Here is a 17,306-nt window from a genome sequence, read left to right on the forward strand (position 1 = left end):
ACAATCCGTATGCGGCCGTCCCCCTGGCCGTCCGTGTGCGGGAGCCCACCAGGAGGCAGACCATGTCAGGACCCCGCCCCGTCCGGGCGCCGCGCGGTACGGAACGCAGTGCCCTGGGATGGCAGCAGGAGGCCGCCCTGCGGATGCTCCAGAACAACCTGGACCCCGAGGTCGCCGAACACCCCGACAAGCTGGTCGTCTACGGCGGCACCGGGAAGGCGGCCCGCGACTGGCGCTCCTTCGACGCCATGGTCCGCACCCTCACCACCCTGAAGCAGGACGAGACGATGCTCGTCCAGTCGGGCCGCCCGGTCGGCGTCATGCGGACCCACGAGTGGGCCCCGCGCGTCCTCATCGCCAACTCCAACCTGGTCGGCGACTGGGCGAACTGGGAGGAGTTCCGCCGCCTGGAACAGCTCGGTCTGACCATGTACGGCCAGATGACGGCCGGTTCCTGGATCTACATCGGCACGCAGGGCATCCTCCAGGGCACGTACGAGACCTTCGCCGCCGTCGCCGCCAAGAAGTTCGGCGGCAGCCTCGCCGGGACCATCACCCTCACCGCGGGCCTCGGCGGCATGGGCGGCGCCCAGCCCCTCGCCGTCACCATGAACGACGGCGTCGCGATCTGCATCGACTGCGACCCGCGCGCCATCGACCGCCGCATCGAGCACCGCTACCTGGACGTCCGCGCCGACTCCCTCGACCACGCCCTCCGGCTGGCCGTCGAGGCCCGCGACGCCCGCCGCCCGCTCTCCATCGGCGTACTGGGCAACGCCGCCGAGCTGGTCCCGCGGCTCCTCGCGATGGACGCCCCCATCGACATCGTCACCGACCAGACCTCGGCCCACGACCCGCTGTCCTACCTCCCCGCCGGTGTCGATCCCGACGAGATGGCGTCGTACGCGGCGAAGGACCCGGCGGGCTTCACCACGCGCGCGCGGGAGTCGATGGCCCGGCACGTCGAGGCGATGGTCGGCTTCATGGACGCCGGCGCCGAGGTCTTCGACTACGGCAACTCCATTCGCGGCGAGGCACAACTCGCGGGCTACGACCGCGCCTTCGCCTTCCCCGGCTTCGTCCCCGCCTACATCCGCCCCCTCTTCTGCGAGGGCAAGGGCCCCTTCCGCTGGGCGGCCCTGTCCGGCGAGGCGTCCGACATCGCGAAGACGGACCGGGCGATCCTCGACCTCTTCCCGGAGGCTGAGTCCATTCACAACGCGTCCCTGGCCCGCTGGATCAAGCTGGCCGGTGAACGCGTCCACTTCCAGGGCCTGCCCGCCCGCATCTGCTGGCTCGGCTACGGCGAACGCGACCGGGCCGGCGAGCGCTTCAACGACATGGTCGCCTCGGGCGAACTGGCCGCCCCGCTGGCCATCGGCCGCGACCACCTCGACTGCGGATCCGTGGCCTCCCCCTACCGCGAGACCGAGGCCATGCTCGACGGCTCGGACGCCATCGCCGACTGGCCGCTGCTCAACGCGATGGTGAACGTGGCGTCGGGCGCGTCCTGGGTCTCGATCCACCACGGCGGCGGCGTCGGCATGGGCCGCTCGATCCACGCGGGCCAGGTCTGCGTGGCCGACGGAACGCCGCTGGCCGGTGAGAAGATCCGCCGCGTCCTCACCAACGACCCCGGCATGGGCGTCATCCGCCACGTGGACGCCGGATATGACAGCGCCGAGGCCGTGGCGGACGAGCGCGGTGTGCGGGTGCCGATGCGCGAGGGCGGCGAGCGTTGAGCTTTCACAGCATGTGGGCGGAGCTGCTGCCGGTCGGCCGCGACGCCGCCTCCGGCGGCTACCGGCGCTACGCCTGGACCGCCGCCGACACCGACTGCCGGGCCTGGTTCCGCGAGCAGGCCACCTCCCGCGGCCTGACGTACGAGGTGGACCGCAACGGCAACCAGTGGGCGTGGCTCGGCGACCCGGCCGCGGGCAACGCCGTGGTCACCGGCTCCCACCTGGACTCGGTCCCCGACGGCGGCGCCTTCGACGGCCCCCTGGGAGTGATCTCCGCCTTCGCCGCCCTGGACGAACTGCGCTCCCGCGGCACGGAGCTGGCGCATCCCGTGGCCGTCGTCAACTTCGCCGACGAGGAGGGTGCCCGCTTCGGCCTGGCCTGCGTCGGCTCCCGGCTCACCGCGGGCGAGCTGACCGTCGAGCAGGCGCACCGCCTCACGGACGCGGACGGCGTCACCCTCCCGCAGGCGATGGAACGCGCCGGCCACGACCCCGCCGCCCTCGGCCCGGACCCGGAACGCCTCGCCCGCATCGGAGCGTTCGTCGAACTCCACGTCGAGCAGGGCCGCGCCCTGGACCTGTCCGGCGACCAGCTCGGCATCGCCTCCGCCATCTGGCCGCACGGCCGCTGGCGCTTCGACTTCCGGGGCGAGGCGAACCACGCGGGCACCACCCGCCTCACCGACCGGCGCGACCCGATGCTGCCGTACGCCGAGACCGTGCTCGCCGCCCGCCGCGAGGCCGCCCTGGCCGAAGCCGTCGCCACCTTCGGCAAGATCACCGCGGAGCCGAACGGAGTGAACGCGATCCCGTCCCTGGTCCGCGGCTGGCTGGACTCCCGGGCCCCCGGCCAGCGGACCCTGGACACCCTCGTCGCGGCCATCGAGGAGGCGGCCCACGGCCACGCCCGCACGCACGGCGTCGAACTCACCGTCACCCGTGAGTCGTTCACCCCGGTGGTCGACTTCCAGCACGCCCTGCGCGACGAACTGACACGCATCCTGGGCACGGCGCAGCGGTCACCTCTCCGGATCCCCGTCCTCGGAACGGGCGCGGGACACGACGCCGGAATCCTCTCCTCGGCGATCCCCACCGCCATGCTGTTCGTACGCAACCCCACCGGTGTCTCGCACTCCCCGGCCGAGCACGCCACCGAGGACGACTGCGCGGCCGGGGTGGGCGCGCTCGCCGACGTACTGGAAGGGCTGACCCGCACGTGACGCGAACGTACTGGCTGGAGCACGCCTGGCTGGGCACCAACGTAGAACCGGGCGTCCTCGTCGAGGCCGGAACGGCGGACGGCCGGATCACCGCCGTGCGCCCGCGGACGGACACCCCGCCACCCGGCGCGGAGCCTCTGCGGGGCCTCACCCTCCCCGGCCTGGCGAACACCCACTCGCACGCCTTCCACCGGGCCCTGCGGGCCACCGTCCAGGTCGGCTCGGGCACCTTCTGGACCTGGCGCGAGCTGATGTACTCCGTGGCCGACAAGCTGACCCCGGACACCTACCACCAGCTGGCGCGCGCGGTGTACGCGGAGATGGCGCTCGCCGGGATCACGGCGGTGGGCGAGTTCCACTACGTGCACCACGCCCCTGGCGGGACCCCGTACGAGGACCCCAACGCGATGGGGGAGGCGCTGATCGCCGCGGCGGCCGAGGCGGGCATCCGCATCACCCTCCTCGACACCGCCTACCTGTCCTCCGGCTTCGGCCGCCCCCCGACCCGCCACCAGGCCCGCTTCTCCGACGGCACGGCCGAGGCATGGGCGGAACGCTCTTCAGTTCTCAAGGACCGGGATCACGCACGGATCGGCGCCGCCATCCACTCCGTGAGGGCCGTGCCCGCCGGCCAGCTGGACACCGTCGTGCGCTGGGCCGAGAACCGGCAGGCCCCCCTGCACGTGCACCTGTCCGAGCAGACGGCCGAGAACGACGCCTGCCGGCAGGCCCACGACCGCACGCCCGCCCGGCTCCTGGCCGACCACGGCGTCCTGGGCCCGCGCACGACCGCCGTCCACAGCACCCACCTGACCGCCGAGGACATCGACCTGATCGGCACCTCGGGCACCGGCACGTGCATGTGCCCGACCACCGAACGGGACCTGGCCGACGGCATCGGCCCGGCCGCCGCACTCCAGAGCGCGGGCTCCCCGCTCTCCCTCGGCTCCGACAGCCACGCCGTGATCGACCTGCTCGAAGAGGCCCGCGCCATGGAGCTGAACGAGCGCCTGCGCACCCGTACCCGCGGTCACTGGACGGCGGCCGCCCTGCTGCGCGCCGCCTCCGCGGACGGCCACGCGGCGCTCGGCTGGCACGACGCCGGCGCCCTGGAGCCGGGCGCGCTCGCCGACTTCACGACGATCGCCCTCGACTCGGTCAGAACAGCGGGCCCGCTGCCCCGCCTGGGCGCCGAGACGGCCGTATTCGCCGCGACAGCGGCCGACGTGTGCCACACGGTCGTAGGGGGCCGCCACATCGTCCGCGACGGAGCACACGCATCCGTACCGGACGTCCCGACAGCGCTGGCGACAGCGATCGGGCAGCTACGCGCCTGAGCCCCCACGACCCGCAGCCGCCGTCCGCACGCGAGGGGCACCGCCCCGCCCTATACCTCGCACGCGAGGGGCACCGCACCGCCCCGCCCCCGTCGGACAGCGCACCCCCAAAGGACGCCATGAGCATCAGCACCGCCATCACGAACATCGCCACACTGGTCACCAACGCCCCCTCCCTCGGCGACGACGAGTCCCCCCTCGGCCTGATCCACGACGCGGCGCTCGTCATCGAGGACGACCGCGTCGCGTGGACCGGTGAATCAAGCAAAGCACCCGCCACTGACAATCACGTCGACGCCGGCCGCCGCACCGTGATCCCGGGCTTCGTGGACTCCCACTCCCACCTCCTCTTCGCGGGCGACCGCACGGAGGAGTTCAACGCCCGTATGTCGGGCCGCGCCTACACGGCGGGCGGCATCCGCACCACCGTCGCCGCCACCCGCGCCGCCACCGACGACGACCTGGAACGCACCCTCACCCGCCACCTGCGCGAAGCGCTCCGCCAGGGCACGACGACCTTCGAGACCAAGTCCGGCTACGGCCTCACCGTCGAGGACGAGTCCCGCGCCCTGCGCATCGCCGCCCGCCACACCGACGAGGTGACCTTCCTCGGCGGCCACATCGTCCCGCCGGAACTCGCCGGCGATCCCGCCGCGTACGTGGACCTCGTCACCGGCGAGATGCTCGACGCCTGCGCCCCGCACGCCCGCTGGATCGACGTCTTCTGCGAGCGGGGCGCCTTCGACGGCGACCAGGCCCGCGCGATCCTCACGGCGGGCCGGGCGAAGGGCCTGCACCCCCGCGTCCACGCCAACCAGCTGTCGTACGGCCCCGGCGTCCAGCTCGCGGTCGAGCTGGACGCGGCCAGCGCGGACCACTGCACGCACCTCACCGCCGAGGACATCGACGCGCTCGCCCACAGCGCGACCGTGGCGACGCTCCTGCCGGGCGCGGAGTTCTCCACCCGGGCCGAGTGGCCGGACGCCCGCCGCCTGCTGGACGCGGGCGCCACGGTGGCCCTGTCCACGGACTGCAACCCGGGCTCGTCGTACACGTCGTCGGTGCCGTTCTGCATCGCCCTCGCGGTACGGGACATGGGCATGACCCCGGACGAGGCGCTCTGGTCGGCGACGGCGGGCGGCGCCGCGGCCCTGCGCAGGGACGACATCGGCCACCTGGCCCCCGGCGCCCGCGCGGACCTGGCGCTCCTGGACGCCCCGAGCCACGTGCACCTCGCGTACCGCCCGGGGGTCCCGCTGGTGTCACAGGTGTGGAGCCGCGGAACACGCGCCTAGGCCCCGCATCGAACCGGGCCGGCCCGGCACCACCGGGCCGGCCCGGCACCACCGGGCCGGCCCGGCACCACCGGACAGCGCCCGTCACCACCGGACAGCGCCCGTCACTCCTCGACGGTCAGCCCCTTCCGCAGCCGCACCAGCGTCCGCGACAGCAGCCGCGACACGTGCATCTGCGAGATGCCCAGCTCCTCGCCGATCTCCGACTGGGTCATGCCGGCGACGAAGCGCAGGGAGAGGATCTTGCGGTCACGGGAGGGAAGCTCGGCGATCAGCGGCTTCAGGGACTCGATGTACTCGATGCCCTCGAGCCCGTGGTCCTCGTAGCCGATGCGGTCCGCGAGCGCGCCTTCGGAGTCGTCCTCCTCGGGCTGGGCGTCCAGCGAACTCGCGGTGTAGGCGTTCGAGGCGGCCATGCCCTCGACGACCTCTTCCTTGGTGATGCCGAGGCGCTCCGCCAGCTCGCCGACCGTGGGCGAACGGTCGAGCTGCTGGGCGAGTTCGTCGCCCGCCTTGGCCAGGTCGAGGCGGAGCTCCTGGAGCCGGCGTGGCACGCGCACGGACCAGCTCGTGTCGCGGAAGAAGCGCTTGATCTCGCCGACGATGGTCGGCATCGCGAAGGTGGGGAACTCGACGCCGCGGCTGAGCTCGAACCGGTCGATCGCCTTGATCAGGCCGACCGTGCCGACCTGGACGATGTCCTCCATCGGCTCACTGCGGGAGCGGAACCGGGAGGCGGCGAACTTCACCAGCGCGAGGTTGAGTTCGACGAGGGTGTTGCGCACGTACGAATATTCGCGCGTGCCTTCTTCGAGGGACTCGAGCCGCTCGAAGAGCGTCTTGGACAGGGCCCGTGCGTCAACCGGCCCCACCTCTTCGTACGGGGGGATCTCCGGAAGTCCCGCGAGTACATCGCTCTCCGCGGGGGAGTCGTCCACGAGGTGCTCGGGGTGCTCGTTCTCCAGAAGATCCGGATGAGATGCCGACGTCGCCCACTGGGTGTGCGATTCGTCGAGCCGGGGTGACATGATGTCCTCCATCGTTCTCGGCATATGGCCGCCGATGCCAATACGTGCACTGCGGTGTGCGGCGCCTCCAAAGCCGGCCGTGTCGATTAGGTCTCCCTCTAGCCCTATCCGGTTTCGCAACACCACCGCAAGTGCGTTCTGCGGCGTTATGTCCGCTTCGGTGCGGTTGTTCGGGTGTCAAGGTGCGTAGGGAAGGCGTAGTGTTCGAGGGCATCAAGCAACAGCCACGACGGTCGGGAGAGAGACGGCATGGACCGCGGGACGGTCGGCAGCGCACAGTCGGGCCGGCTTCTTGTCGAAGTGCGAGAACAGGGCACGAGTGCCGTCGTGACCCCGGCCGGTGAGCTGGATCACCACACGGCCGATCTGTTGCGCGAGCCGCTCGAGGAATGCCTCGGCAAGGGGTTCTCGCGTCTGGTGGTGGACTGCTCACGCCTGGAGTTCTGCGACTCCACCGGGCTGAACGTACTGCTCGGTGCACGACTGAAGGCCGAGGCCGCCGGGGGCGCGGTCCATCTGGCGGGCATGCTGCCCGTGGTCGCCAGGGTCTTCGAGATCACCGGGGCGGAGGCCGTTTTCACTGTCCACGAGACGCTGGACGCCGCCCTCGCCGAATGAGCGGACCGATATGAGCGGAACGACCGGCGGCCGGGCCGCCGAGGTGACGTCCCGGTTGCCCCTGTGCGACGGGCGCGTTGCCCGCGTCACAAGTTCCGCGCCGAATAAGTGGGTGTTCGGACGGTTCGGTCGGGCAGGAGACATCCTGAACGAAGCCGGCGCCCGCCACTCGCCGGCAGCCCGAGCGGCCTCGACGCCGCAGATCCAAACGTACTGAGTCTTGAATCGTGAACTGGTGAATCGGTGAGGTGAAGCGCTGATGAGCACCACCCGGCCTTACTCGCCGGGCGACCGCGGCCCGGAGTCGGGCGCCGGCGGCGCTTCCGGGGCGTCCGGTACGGGCGCGCCCGCGTCCTCGGCCTCGCGTCGGGTCCGCAGACTGAACTTCGACGAGGCGAGCGGGGTGGTCCCGCTCGCCCGCGACTTCGCACGGCAGGCGCTCTACGCCTGGGGCTGGCTGCCGGCCGACGGCGCCGATCAGCGGGCCGCCGCCGAGGACGTCCTGCTCGTCGTCTCCGAACTGGTCACCAACGCCTGCCTGCACGCCGAGGGCCCGGACGAGCTGATGATCTCCTGCGACAACAAGGTGCTGCGCATCGAGGTCGCCGACCGGGGGACCGGTCAGCCCGCCCCGCGCACCCCGCACCGCGCCGGCCGCCCCGGCGGGCACGGCATGTTCATCGTGCAGCGGCTCTGCCTGGACTGGGGAGTTCTGAGATCCCCGGGCGTCGCGGGCAAGACGGTGTGGGCGGAGGTGGGAGCACCCGCGTAGCGGGCCTCCCGGCAGCCCACCACGACCAGCCCCTGACTGCCTCACCTCGACAACGCCGAGTGCGCGTCGGATCAAAGGATCCGGCGCGCACTTTGTCTTCCCTCCACAAGGTCCCGGGCGTACTTTGAGCGCCCTATCTGATGTGCCGTCAGCAAATCTCCCGGCGACGAGGGGACCTGAGGTGTCGTACCCGACGTACCAGAAACGGACCGCCGTGCTCGCGTCCGCCGCGGCCCTGGCCGGCTCGGCGGTGCTGATGGCCGCCCCCGCCGCCCGGGCCGACGTGGTGGACGTCAACTACCAGTGCAAGACGCCGATCGGCGACAAGAGCGCCGTGTCGCCCATCGACATCAAGAGCGTCAGGAGCGGCAGCGCGTACAAGCTCACCATGTCGTTCCAGAAGGGCGTCTCCTCCAGCCCGGTGGAACTGGGCAAGGGGGCGATGAACCCGAGCGCCGTGATCAAGCTGGGCGGCGCGGACAGCGGCACCGTGGCGGTGAAGGGCCCCGCCAACGCGGCGGCGATACCCGCCAACACCCCCATAAAGATCACCGACTTGTCGGGCACGTACACGCCGCGCAAGACCGGCAAGGTCACCTTCACCGCGGGCGTACTGACGATCAAGGCGCTCGGCACCACGACGACGTGCACCCCGGGCAACGACCCGAAGCCGTCCCTGACACTCGACGTGACGGCGGCCTCCGGCGGCGGCTCGACCGGCTCGGACCAGTCGGGCTCGGACTCGGCCTCCGGCTCCTCCGGCGACCTCCCGCAGACCGGCCCCGAGGACTCGGCCATCGCGCTGGGCACGCTCGGCGGCACCGTGCTGCTCGCGGGCGCGGCCGGCGCGCTCTGGCTCTCCCGGCGGCACCAGACCGTACGCCGCTGACCCGCCGATGCCGTACGTCCCCCGCCTCCGTCTGCTGGTCCCCCTCGCCGTCCTGCTGCTGACGGCCGCCGCGCCACGGGCCGCGGCCGGCGGGGGCTGGTCCGTCGCGCCGTCCGCGAGCGAGCCCGAGGGGCGCCCGTACGTGTACGCCGAGGGCGCGCCCGGCGCGGTCCTCCAGGACTCGGTGTCCCTGGTCAACCCGGGGAAGCGGGCGGTCACCGTACGGCTGCGCGGCGCGGACGCGACCACGGACGGGGACGACGGCGCCAGGGACCGGGCGGTGGCGGGCACCGGGGCGTGGATCGCCTTCGCCGGGACCGAACGGGGCCGGCGGACGGCCGTGCCCACCACGTCGGTACGGGTACCGGCGCGTACCCGTGCCGACGTCCCGTTCAGCGTGCGGGTCCCGGCGGGCGCGGCGCCCGGTGACCGTACCGGGGTGATCGTGGCGAGCGGCGGGGGCCGCTCCGCGGCGGTCCGCGTGCGGGTGGGGGTGACCGGCCCGGCGCTGTCCGCGCTGACCGTCGAGCACGTCGCGGTGCGCGCGGACGGCATCCACTACGAACTGGTCAACCGCGGCACCACCGTGCTCGCGCCCCGGCTCGCGGTGCGCGCCGACGGTGTCTTCGGCACCGTCCTGGACCGGGCGCCGCGCGGCCTGTCCGTCGAGCTGCCGCCGGGCCGCCGGATCGCGCTCGACGAGCCGTGGACCGGGCGGCCCGTCCTCGACGCGGTCGACGTGCGGCTGACGGTGACGGCGGCGGGCGGTGCGCGCTCCACGGCGACGGCGTCGGCACGCTTCGTCCCGTGGGGTCCGGTGACGGCGGGCGCCCTCGCCGCGGCCGTCACGCTTGCGGCCCTCGCCGCCGTACGCCGCCGCAGGCGCCGTACGACGGACGGCACGGCGTCCGTGCCCGAGCCGATGGGAGCGGTGACGTGAAGGTGCGGGTGTCTCGGAGGCGGAGCGTGCTGCCGGTGAAGCTGGCGCTGCTCCTCGCGCTCGTCCTCGCCCCGCTGTCCGGGGCACCGGCGGTCGCGGCGGACGGTCCGCGTATCGAGCTGTCGAAGGCGCAGGCGGGCACGGGCGGTTCGATCACCGTCAGCGGGAGCGGCTGGGGCGCCGAGCGGCTGCTGATGCTGCTGATCTGCGGGCAGGCCGTGCCGGCCCAGGGGGTGACCGGCGGCACCAACTCCTGTGCCAACGGGGACGGCCGCGCCGTCACCACCGACACGAAGGGGAGGTTCCGCCGGAAGCTGCCCGTCGCGGAGCCGCCCGTGCCGTGCCCCTGCGTGGTGCACGTCGCGACGGTCACCGGGCGCAAGACGGCGGCGGACGCCATCTTCATGGTCGCCGGGCACTCGGTGGAGCCGCTGCCCGCGGAACCGGCCGGCGGGCGGCTCTCGGTGCTGACGGCGGCCCGGCTCGACGGGTCGGGCTCCCTGCTGACCTGGTTCGGGGCGCCGCCCTCGCGGACGCTGGTGTTCACCGTCGGCAATACCGGGACCACCGCCATCCAGAACCCCGTCTTCGAGGTCGGCACCGCGCACGGCGTCTTCGCGCCCGGCTGGGAGGAGCAGCAGTGGCGCGGCACCGTCGCGCCCGGCCGCAAGGCCCGGATCAGCCTGCCGGTGGAGCTGTCGGCGGGCGCGCACGGTGACTACACGATCTCCCTGAAGTACGGCGGGAAGGTGCTCGCCGAGCAGCCGTGGGGCGTCGGCCGCCCCTGGGGCGTGACCCTCTTCTGGATCCTGCTGTGCCTCGTCGTACCGGCGGCGCTGTTCCGGGCCGGGATGGCCGTGGTGGACCGGATACGGCCGCACGGACCGTCCGCACAGCCGGGCCGCCACCGCACGCGGGCGAGGCCCCCCGCCGCCACCGGCACCACCGCGGACGCCTCCGCCTCCGCCACCAGTACCTCGGCCTCCGCCACCAGCACCTCGGCCTCCGCCGCCCCGGCCCTGCCGTGGTTCACACCGGACAGCGATCCGGGGACCCCGGCGGCCGGTCAGCTCTCCGCACCGCACGACGACCACCGGCACCGCACGACGAAGGGAAACCCGTGACCAGGCAACGGAGAGTTCTCGGCACCGCAGGAAGACCGCCCGACGGCCGGGCAGGCCGCGGATCGTCCGACGGCCGGACGGTCCGGCGCAGGACGAGCGCGGCCGGTGCCGCGCTGATGCTCGGCGGCGCGGGCCTGCTGGTGGCCGTCGCCGCGACCCCGGCCCAGGCCGCCGAGGTGGCGTACGCCACCGAGTGCATCCCGCCCGCGATCTCGGGGCTCCCCGCGGTGCAGGGCACCACGAAGGCGGAGATCACCGCGCCCGCCGAGGCGAAGGTGGGCGACACGGTCACCGTCACCTGGAAGTTCGTCCAGGCCGCGTCGAAGAACCCCGACATCCTCGACCTGGAAGCGGACACCGTGCAGCCCACCGGCACCCTCAAGGCGGCCGGGGCGCAGAGCGCGGACATCGCGATGGAGGGGCCGCGCACCAACCCGGCGATCCCGAAGAACAGCGAGATGAAACTGTCGGACATGACCGGCACGCTGAAGCTGACGGCGCCGGGCGAGCTGACGCTGACGCCGGACGCGTACAACATCAACGTCAGCAAGCCGCTGTCGACGGACACCAAGTGCGCGCCCAAGGAGGCCGTGCAGCCGGGGGCCACGATCAAGGTGACGGAGGGCGGCGGGGGTTCGCCCACCGATCCGCCGACGTCACCGACCGTGTCGCCGACCGGTTCGCCGACGGGTTCGTCCGAGCCCTCCGAGAGCCCGAGCGGTACGGGCGGCAGTGACACCGGCGGGACCGACACGGGCGGCGCGGCGGGCGGCGACGAGGGCGGCGCGACCGAGTTCACCGGCGACGAGGTCTCCGTACCGTACGCGTGCAAGACGCCCATCGGGGACAAGAGCGCCACCTCGCCCGTGCGGATCGACGCGAAGAAGGACGGCGGGAGCTTCGCGCTCTCGGTCAAGTTCAACGGGTCGGTGATGGACAGCCCGGCCGACATCCCCGCGGACTCCGTCAAGCCGTCCATGGAGGTCGTCCTCGGCGGCGCCGACAAGGGCACCGTGCATGTGGAGGGGCCCACCAACGCGGAGCCGATCAAGTCCGGCGATCCGATCGGGATCCCGGACCTCACCGGCACCTACAAGCCGGGCGCCGACGGGAAGTCGACGCTCGCGCCGGGCGTGCTGACGGTGGAGGCGCTCGGCACCACGACCACCTGTACCCCTCAGAAGTCGCTGGTGTCGCTGACCCTGGACACCACCGCGCAGGCGAGCGGCGCCTCGGGCGGCGGTTCGGCGGCGGGCACGTCCGGCTCCGGCTCCTCCGGGACCGTCTCGGGCGGGCTCGCGAACACCGGCAGCGGCAGCCACGAGGCGCTCAAGGCCCTCGGTCTGATCGGCGGCACGGTGATCCTGCTCGGCGGCGGCGTCCTCACGCTCATGCCGTACGTACGGACCCGCTGACCGCGTCCCCCCAGGGGGCTGGAAAAGGCGGAAGGGCCGCCGCACCCGAGGTGCGGCGGCCCTTTGGGCGTACGGGGCGGGACGTCAGCGGACGTCGCCCATGAGCGCCTTGACCTTCTTGCGGTACATCCAGACCGCCACGCCGGCGACCACGGCGAGCGCGGCCTCCAGCGCGACGATGCCCGTCTTGTTCAGGTCGACGCCCGCGATGGAGAGCAGACCGGTCGTGGCGTCACCGGCGGTGACGGCCAGGAACCAGACGCCCATCATCTGCGAGGCGTACTTGGCGGGCGCCATCTTCGTGGTCACGGACAGGCCGACCGGGGAGAGCAGCAGCTCGCCCATGGTCTGCACGAAGTAGATCGCGACCAGCCACAGCGCGGCCGCCTTGTGACCGCCGTCGGCGATCCCCAGCGGCGCGAGGAACAGGAAGAACGAGACGCCGACGAGGACGAGGCCCGAGGCGAACTTCACGACCGTGCTCGGCTCGTTGCCGCGCCGGTTCAGCGCGAGCCACAGCCAGGCGAAGACCGGCGCGAACGCCATGATCAGGACCGGGTTGACCGACTGGTACCAGGAGACCGGGAAGCCCCAGCCGAAGACGCTGTTCTCCGCGGAGGAGTCGGCGAAGATCGACAGCGTCGAACCGCCCTGGTCGTAGATCATCCAGAAGACGGCCGCGGCGACGAAGAACCAGATGTACGCGCTCATCTTGGACTGCTCGGCGCGGTCCAGGGAGCGGTCGCGCTTGATCCGGCCGATGACCCAGACCGGGATGACCAGACCGGCGACGGTGATCGGGACAAGCAGCCAGTTCAGGGTGTAGAGGCCGGAGAAGCCGACGATGCCGTAGAAGACGACTGCGACGACCAGCCAGAGCAGGCCCTTGCGCAGTGTGGCCGCCTTCTCCTCGGCGGAGAGCGGGGTCGGCACGGTCTCGGAGCGCGGGCTGAGGTGGCGGGTGCCGAGCAGGAACTGGGCCAGGCCCACGGCCATGCCGACCGCGGCGAGCGCGAAGCCGAGGTGCCAGTTGACCTTCTCGCCGAGGGTGCCGATGGCCAGCGGGGCGACGAAGGCACCGACGTTGATGCCGATGTAGAAGAGCGTGAAGCCGCCGTCGCGGCGCGGGTCGTCCGGGCCGTCGTAGAGGTGGCCGACCATCGTCGAGATGTTGGCCTTCAGCAGACCGGAGCCGATGGCGACCAGACCGAGACCGCCGTAGAAGGTGCCCGCCCAGGGCAGGGCCAGCGTCAGGTGGCCGAGCATGATCACCACGCCGGCGACGGCGACCGTCCTGCGGGGGCCGAGGACCCGGTCGGCGAACCAGCCGCCGGGCAGCGTCAGCAGGTACACCAGGGACAGGTACACCGAGTAGATCGCGGTCGCGGTCGCCGCGCTCAGGTGCAGGCCGCCCGGAGCGACCAGGTACAGCGGGAGCAGAGCCCTCATGCCGTAGTAGGAGAAACGCTCCCACATCTCGGTCATGAAGAGAGTGGCCAGTCCGCGGGGGTGGCCGAAGAAGGTCTTTTCGTGACCGGGGGTGCCCGGTGGGTACGAGTCCTTCGTCAGGCTGGACGCCATGGTCGTTCCTTGCTGTCGGGGCGCGCTGCATGGGGGCTCCCCCCTCCCGGATGGGGCCGGGAACTGCTGGGGGTGAATGCGCGCCCGGTGGGGGGCTGGCCGGCACCGGCGGGCTGTCCCGTCCGCCCCACGCCCACGGGGTGTCCGCCTCGGGTCGCGAAGCGGTGGACGGCGACCACCGGGATCCACGCCCCTCCGCGCGTCGACGCGCGGGGAGGCCCGGCCACAGGTCATTCCTTTGGAGGCTGGCGCATGCCAACCCGCACACAAAAGAGACCTTCAGCATCGAACTTGCGCCAAAGGTCCCGAGTTGGTGCTACAGGCGTCTGGTCACCATACGGCATGTCAACGCCCCATATGGAAGGACTTGAGAGATGGATCACAGGTCAACGTGGAACCGAGCACACGTATTCGAAGGTACCCACTGCGGTTGTGTCCCAAAGCCGCAGGCGACGTCCCGCGCTGCGCCCGCCGGGGCCCTTCCGGCCCGCCGGCCCCGCAACACCCGGCGCTGAGCCGGAATCCCGCCCGCCGATCACGCGGCGGCCCAGGTCCGGGGCGGACTACCATCACCCCATGACCCGTGTACTGCTCGCCGAGGACGACGCGTCCATCTCGGAGCCACTGGCCCGCGCCCTGCGCCGGGAGGGTTACGAGGTGGAAGTGCGCGAGGACGGACCCACCGCGGTCGACGCCGGGATGCAGGGCGGCATCGATCTGGTCGTACTGGATCTCGGTCTGCCCGGCATGGACGGCCTCGAGGTGGCCCGGCGGCTGCGGGCCGAGGGCCACACCGTGCCCATCCTCATCCTGACCGCGCGCGCCGACGAGGTGGACACCGTCGTCGGCCTGGACGCGGGCGCCGACGACTACGTCACCAAGCCGTTCCGGCTCGCCGAACTGCTCGCCCGGGTCCGGGCGCTGCTGCGGCGCGGCTCGGCCGAACCGCAGCAGCCGCCGGCCACGCACGGCGTGCGCATCGACGTCGAGTCCCACCGCGCCTGGATGGGCGACGAGGAATTGCAGCTCACGGCCAAGGAGTTCGACCTGCTGCGGGTCCTGGTCCGGGACGCGGGCCGGGTCGTCACCCGCGACCAGCTCATGCGCGAGGTCTGGGACACCACCTGGTGGTCCTCCACCAAGACCCTCGACATGCACATCTCCTGGCTGCGCAAGAAGCTCGGCGACGACGCGGCGAACCCGCGCTACATCGCCACGGTACGAGGAGTGGGCTTCCGCTTCGAGAAGAGCTAGGGCACACCTCCGCCGTGCCCATCACCCCCGCCCACAGGTAACGGAATATGCGCCGCCGACTCATCCAGTCCACGCTCGCCGTCGTCCTCGTGGTGATCGCCGTCTTCGGTGTGTCCCTCGTCATCGTCGAGACCCGGACGATTAGCAACAGCGCACAGGAACGCGTGGACTCCGAGGCGCTGCGGCTGGCCAGCATCGTGGACAGCCGGCTCCTCGGGGACGAGCGGGTCAGCGGCGAGATCCTGCGCGACCAGGTCGCCGACCAGCGGTACGCGGTCATCCGGATCCCGGGCGAGCGGCCCATCGAGATCGGCCGCCGGGCGGCGGGCGACGTCATCCGCTCCACGGCCAGGGGCGAGCAGGGCGAGACGGTCACGGTCGAGGAGCCACGCTCCGCGGTCACCCGCGAGGTCGGCCGCACCCTCATGATCATCGGGGCGGTCGCGCTGCTCGCCGTGGTCGCCGCGGTCCTCCTCGCCGTACGGCAGGCCAACCGGCTCGCCTCCCCGCTCACCGATCTCGCCGAGACCGCCGAACGGCTCGGCTCCGGAGACCCCCGCCCCCGGCACAAGCGGTACGGGGTGCCCGAGCTGGACCGGGTCGCCGACGTCCTGGACGGCAGCGCGGAGCGGATCGCGCGGATGCTCACCGCCGAGCGCCGGCTCGCCGCCGACGCCTCCCACCAGCTCCGTACGCCGCTCACCGCGCTGTCCATGCGCCTAGAGGAGATCACCCTCACCGACGACCCGGACACGGTGAAGGAGGAGGCGACCATCGCGCTCGGGCAGGTGGAGCGGCTGACGGACGTGGTGGAGCGGCTGCTCACCAACTCCCGCGACCCGCGCACCGGCTCCGCCGTCTCCTTCGACCTCGACGAGGTCATCCAGCAGCAGCTCGCCGAGTGGCGCCCCGCCTACCGCAGCGCGGGCCGCGCCGTCGTCAGCTCGGGCAAGCGGCACCTGCGGGCGGTCGGCACCCCCGGCGCGGTCGCCCAGGTCCTCGCGGCGCTCATCGAGAACTCGCTGATGCACGGGGGCGGCACGGTCGCGCTGCGCACCCGGGTCACCGGCAACCAGGCCGTGATCGAGGTCACGGACGAGGGGCAGGGCGTCCCCGCGGACCTCGGCGCCCGGATCTTCGAGCGGGCGATCAGCGGCCGCAACTCCACCGGCATCGGTCTCGCGGTCGCCCGCGACCTCGCCGAGGCCGACGGCGGCCGTCTCGAGATGCTCCAGGCCAAGCCGCCGGTCTTCGGCCTCTTCCTGTCCCGTACGCCGGTCAGGACGCACCCGGCCCCGCAGGAGCCCACGGTCCGCTGACGCGGGCCGGGGCTCACGGGTGTCAGGACACGCGCTGGGCGGGCCGCTCGACCTGTCCGGCCCGCCCCGCCGACTGGTCGAGGAACGATTCGGCACTGGTCACGGTCGCGCCGTTCACCGCGTCGGCATCGGCATCCGCGTCCGCCTCCGGCTCCGCCTCGGGCGCGGGCAGCGTGCGGAACACCCACGACCGGTAGGACCAGAAACGGAACAGGGTCGCGATGCCCATGCCGAGGACCTTGAAGACGTTGCGCTCCACCGGGCTGTTCCAGCCGAAGCCGTAGATCGCCGCGTACAGCACGCCGTTCTCGATCACCAGGCCGACCGCGCTGAAGACCAGGAACAGCGTCAGCTCCCTGGTCCGGGCGCTCTTGTCACGGTCCCGGTACGCGAAGTAGCGGAAGCCCACGTAGTTGCAGGCGATGGCGACGACGGTCGCGATCACGTTGGCGCGGACGGCCTGGAGGCTGGTGGTGTGCCACAGCAGATTGGAGACGGCGAAGTTGACCACGGTGCCCAGTGCGCCCACGGCGCCGAACTTCGCGATCTCGCGGACCAGCCGGTCGAACCGCTCCCGCATGGCACTGCGGGGCCGCGCGCGCAGCTCCGTGGAACTACTGCCCATCGTGTCGCCAGCCCCCGTCGGTCGGATGCATTCGGTCGGATGCGTCAACCACGCCATGCTAACCAGGGTCCCTCGGCGGCGCCTGTGTACGGGCGGACACGCGGGGAGAGACGGGGAAAGGCGGGATCTCGCGGGCGTGGAAGCAGT

15 protein-coding genes are annotated in these 17,306 nt (G+C 72.4%); 12 read left to right on the forward strand and 3 right to left on the reverse strand.

All coding sequences use genetic code 11. The features are described 5' to 3' along the window. The first annotated feature begins 62 nt into the window (after positions 1 to 62). The 4 genes from hutU to hutI all read left to right on the forward strand — a co-directional run bounded on the left by hutU (position 63) and on the right by hutI (position 5,594). A complete protein-coding gene (hutU, locus tag ACFV6E_RS29630) occupies positions 63 to 1,742 on the forward strand; it encodes a urocanate hydratase (RefSeq protein ID WP_385167282.1) in 1,680 nt (559 codons plus the stop codon). Continuing rightward, the gene (locus ACFV6E_RS29635; protein ID WP_385167280.1) at positions 1,739 to 2,962 is read left to right on the forward strand and encodes an allantoate amidohydrolase; all 1,224 of its coding nucleotides are present in this window, start codon (positions 1,739 to 1,741) and stop codon (positions 2,960 to 2,962) included. Before hutU ends, ACFV6E_RS29635 begins: the two co-directional genes overlap by 4 nt. Next, positions 2,959 to 4,299: a formimidoylglutamate deiminase gene (locus ACFV6E_RS29640; RefSeq protein WP_385167278.1), complete on the forward strand. Its 1,341-nt coding sequence runs from the start codon at positions 2,959 to 2,961 to the stop codon at positions 4,297 to 4,299. The genes ACFV6E_RS29635 and ACFV6E_RS29640 overlap by 4 nt, the downstream gene beginning before the upstream one ends. Before the next feature lie 119 nt (positions 4,300 to 4,418). After that, a complete protein-coding gene (hutI, locus tag ACFV6E_RS29645) occupies positions 4,419 to 5,594 on the forward strand; it encodes an imidazolonepropionase (RefSeq protein ID WP_385167276.1) in 1,176 nt (391 codons plus the stop codon). A gap of 104 nt (positions 5,595 to 5,698) precedes the next feature. Here the strand turns inward: hutI and ACFV6E_RS29650 are convergent, their stop codons facing one another. Continuing rightward, positions 5,699 to 6,634 (reverse strand): RNA polymerase sigma factor SigF, encoded by a 936-nt coding sequence (locus ACFV6E_RS29650; RefSeq protein WP_385167274.1) that lies wholly within the window; start codon positions 6,632 to 6,634, stop codon positions 5,699 to 5,701. 237 nt (positions 6,635 to 6,871) lie between these two features. Here ACFV6E_RS29650 and ACFV6E_RS29655 point away from each other — a divergent pair, with 237 nt between their 5' ends. The 6 genes from ACFV6E_RS29655 (at position 6,872) to ACFV6E_RS29680 (ending at position 12,380) form a co-directional block, all read left to right on the forward strand. After that, a complete protein-coding gene (locus ACFV6E_RS29655; protein WP_385167272.1) occupies positions 6,872 to 7,240 on the forward strand; it encodes an STAS domain-containing protein in 369 nt (122 codons plus the stop codon). 259 nt (positions 7,241 to 7,499) lie between these two features. Beyond that, positions 7,500 to 8,012: an ATP-binding protein gene (locus ACFV6E_RS29660; protein WP_385167271.1), complete on the forward strand. Its 513-nt coding sequence runs from the start codon at positions 7,500 to 7,502 to the stop codon at positions 8,010 to 8,012. 181 nt (positions 8,013 to 8,193) lie between these two features. Next, positions 8,194 to 8,901, forward strand: a complete 708-nt coding sequence (locus ACFV6E_RS29665) for an LPXTG cell wall anchor domain-containing protein (RefSeq protein ID WP_385465735.1) — start codon at positions 8,194 to 8,196, stop codon at positions 8,899 to 8,901. A gap of 7 nt (positions 8,902 to 8,908) precedes the next feature. Further along, on the forward strand, positions 8,909 to 9,841 hold the full coding sequence (locus tag ACFV6E_RS29670) for a hypothetical protein (protein ID WP_385465738.1): 933 nt from the start codon (positions 8,909 to 8,911) through the stop codon (positions 9,839 to 9,841). 26 nt (positions 9,842 to 9,867) lie between these two features. Continuing rightward, complete coding sequence (locus ACFV6E_RS29675; RefSeq protein WP_385465741.1) at positions 9,868 to 10,965, forward strand: hypothetical protein; 1,098 nt, start codon at positions 9,868 to 9,870, stop codon at positions 10,963 to 10,965. 116 nt (positions 10,966 to 11,081) lie between these two features. Further along, complete coding sequence (locus ACFV6E_RS29680) at positions 11,082 to 12,380, forward strand: hypothetical protein (RefSeq protein ID WP_385167311.1); 1,299 nt, start codon at positions 11,082 to 11,084, stop codon at positions 12,378 to 12,380. 84 nt (positions 12,381 to 12,464) lie between these two features. On the opposite strand, the gene ACFV6E_RS29685 is transcribed toward ACFV6E_RS29680, so the two are convergent. Then, entirely contained in the window at positions 12,465 to 13,961 is a 1,497-nt protein-coding gene (locus tag ACFV6E_RS29685; protein WP_385167265.1) for an oligopeptide:H+ symporter, read from the reverse strand. 576 nt (positions 13,962 to 14,537) lie between these two features. Between ACFV6E_RS29685 and ACFV6E_RS29690 the strand changes: the two genes are divergently transcribed. Together ACFV6E_RS29690 and ACFV6E_RS29695 are read left to right on the forward strand one after the other, a co-directional pair. Beyond that, positions 14,538 to 15,215, forward strand: coding sequence for a response regulator transcription factor (locus tag ACFV6E_RS29690; protein ID WP_385167263.1), 678 nt, complete (start codon positions 14,538 to 14,540; stop codon positions 15,213 to 15,215). Positions 15,216 to 15,262: 47 nt separating this feature from the next. Further along, positions 15,263 to 16,534 (forward strand): ATP-binding protein, encoded by a 1,272-nt coding sequence (locus tag ACFV6E_RS29695; RefSeq protein WP_385167261.1) that lies wholly within the window; start codon positions 15,263 to 15,265, stop codon positions 16,532 to 16,534. Positions 16,535 to 16,556: 22 nt separating this feature from the next. On the opposite strand, the gene ACFV6E_RS29700 is transcribed toward ACFV6E_RS29695, so the two are convergent. Beyond that, entirely contained in the window at positions 16,557 to 17,159 is a 603-nt protein-coding gene (locus ACFV6E_RS29700; protein ID WP_385167259.1) for a GtrA family protein, read from the reverse strand. Between the last annotated feature and the right edge of the window lie 147 nt (positions 17,160 to 17,306).

It is taken from the genome of Streptomyces sp. NPDC059785, assembly GCF_042732375.1.
Lineage (GTDB): Bacteria > Actinomycetota > Actinomycetes > Streptomycetales > Streptomycetaceae > Streptomyces.

What these genes read in the sequence shown, in the direction of transcription:
- hutU (WP_385167282.1), top strand. Translation starts at nt 63, where the DNA reads ATGTCAGGACCCCGCCCCGTCCGGGCGCCGCGCGGTACGGAACGCAGT.
- hutI (WP_385167276.1), top strand. Translation starts at nt 4,419, where the DNA reads ATGAGCATCAGCACCGCCATCACGAACATCGCCACACTGGTCACCAAC.
- ACFV6E_RS29650 (WP_385167274.1), bottom strand. Translation starts at nt 6,634, where the DNA reads ATGGAGGACATCATGTCACCCCGGCTCGACGAATCGCACACCCAGTGG.
- ACFV6E_RS29655 (WP_385167272.1), top strand. Translation starts at nt 6,872, where the DNA reads ATGGACCGCGGGACGGTCGGCAGCGCACAGTCGGGCCGGCTTCTTGTC.
- ACFV6E_RS29660 (WP_385167271.1), top strand. Translation starts at nt 7,500, where the DNA reads ATGAGCACCACCCGGCCTTACTCGCCGGGCGACCGCGGCCCGGAGTCG.
- ACFV6E_RS29670 (WP_385465738.1), top strand. Translation starts at nt 8,909, where the DNA reads ATGCCGTACGTCCCCCGCCTCCGTCTGCTGGTCCCCCTCGCCGTCCTG.
- ACFV6E_RS29680 (WP_385167311.1), top strand. Translation starts at nt 11,082, where the DNA reads ATGCTCGGCGGCGCGGGCCTGCTGGTGGCCGTCGCCGCGACCCCGGCC.
- ACFV6E_RS29685 (WP_385167265.1), bottom strand. Translation starts at nt 13,961, where the DNA reads ATGGCGTCCAGCCTGACGAAGGACTCGTACCCACCGGGCACCCCCGGT.
- ACFV6E_RS29690 (WP_385167263.1), top strand. Translation starts at nt 14,538, where the DNA reads ATGACCCGTGTACTGCTCGCCGAGGACGACGCGTCCATCTCGGAGCCA.
- ACFV6E_RS29695 (WP_385167261.1), top strand. Translation starts at nt 15,263, where the DNA reads ATGCGCCGCCGACTCATCCAGTCCACGCTCGCCGTCGTCCTCGTGGTG.
- ACFV6E_RS29700 (WP_385167259.1), bottom strand. Translation starts at nt 17,159, where the DNA reads ATGGGCAGTAGTTCCACGGAGCTGCGCGCGCGGCCCCGCAGTGCCATG.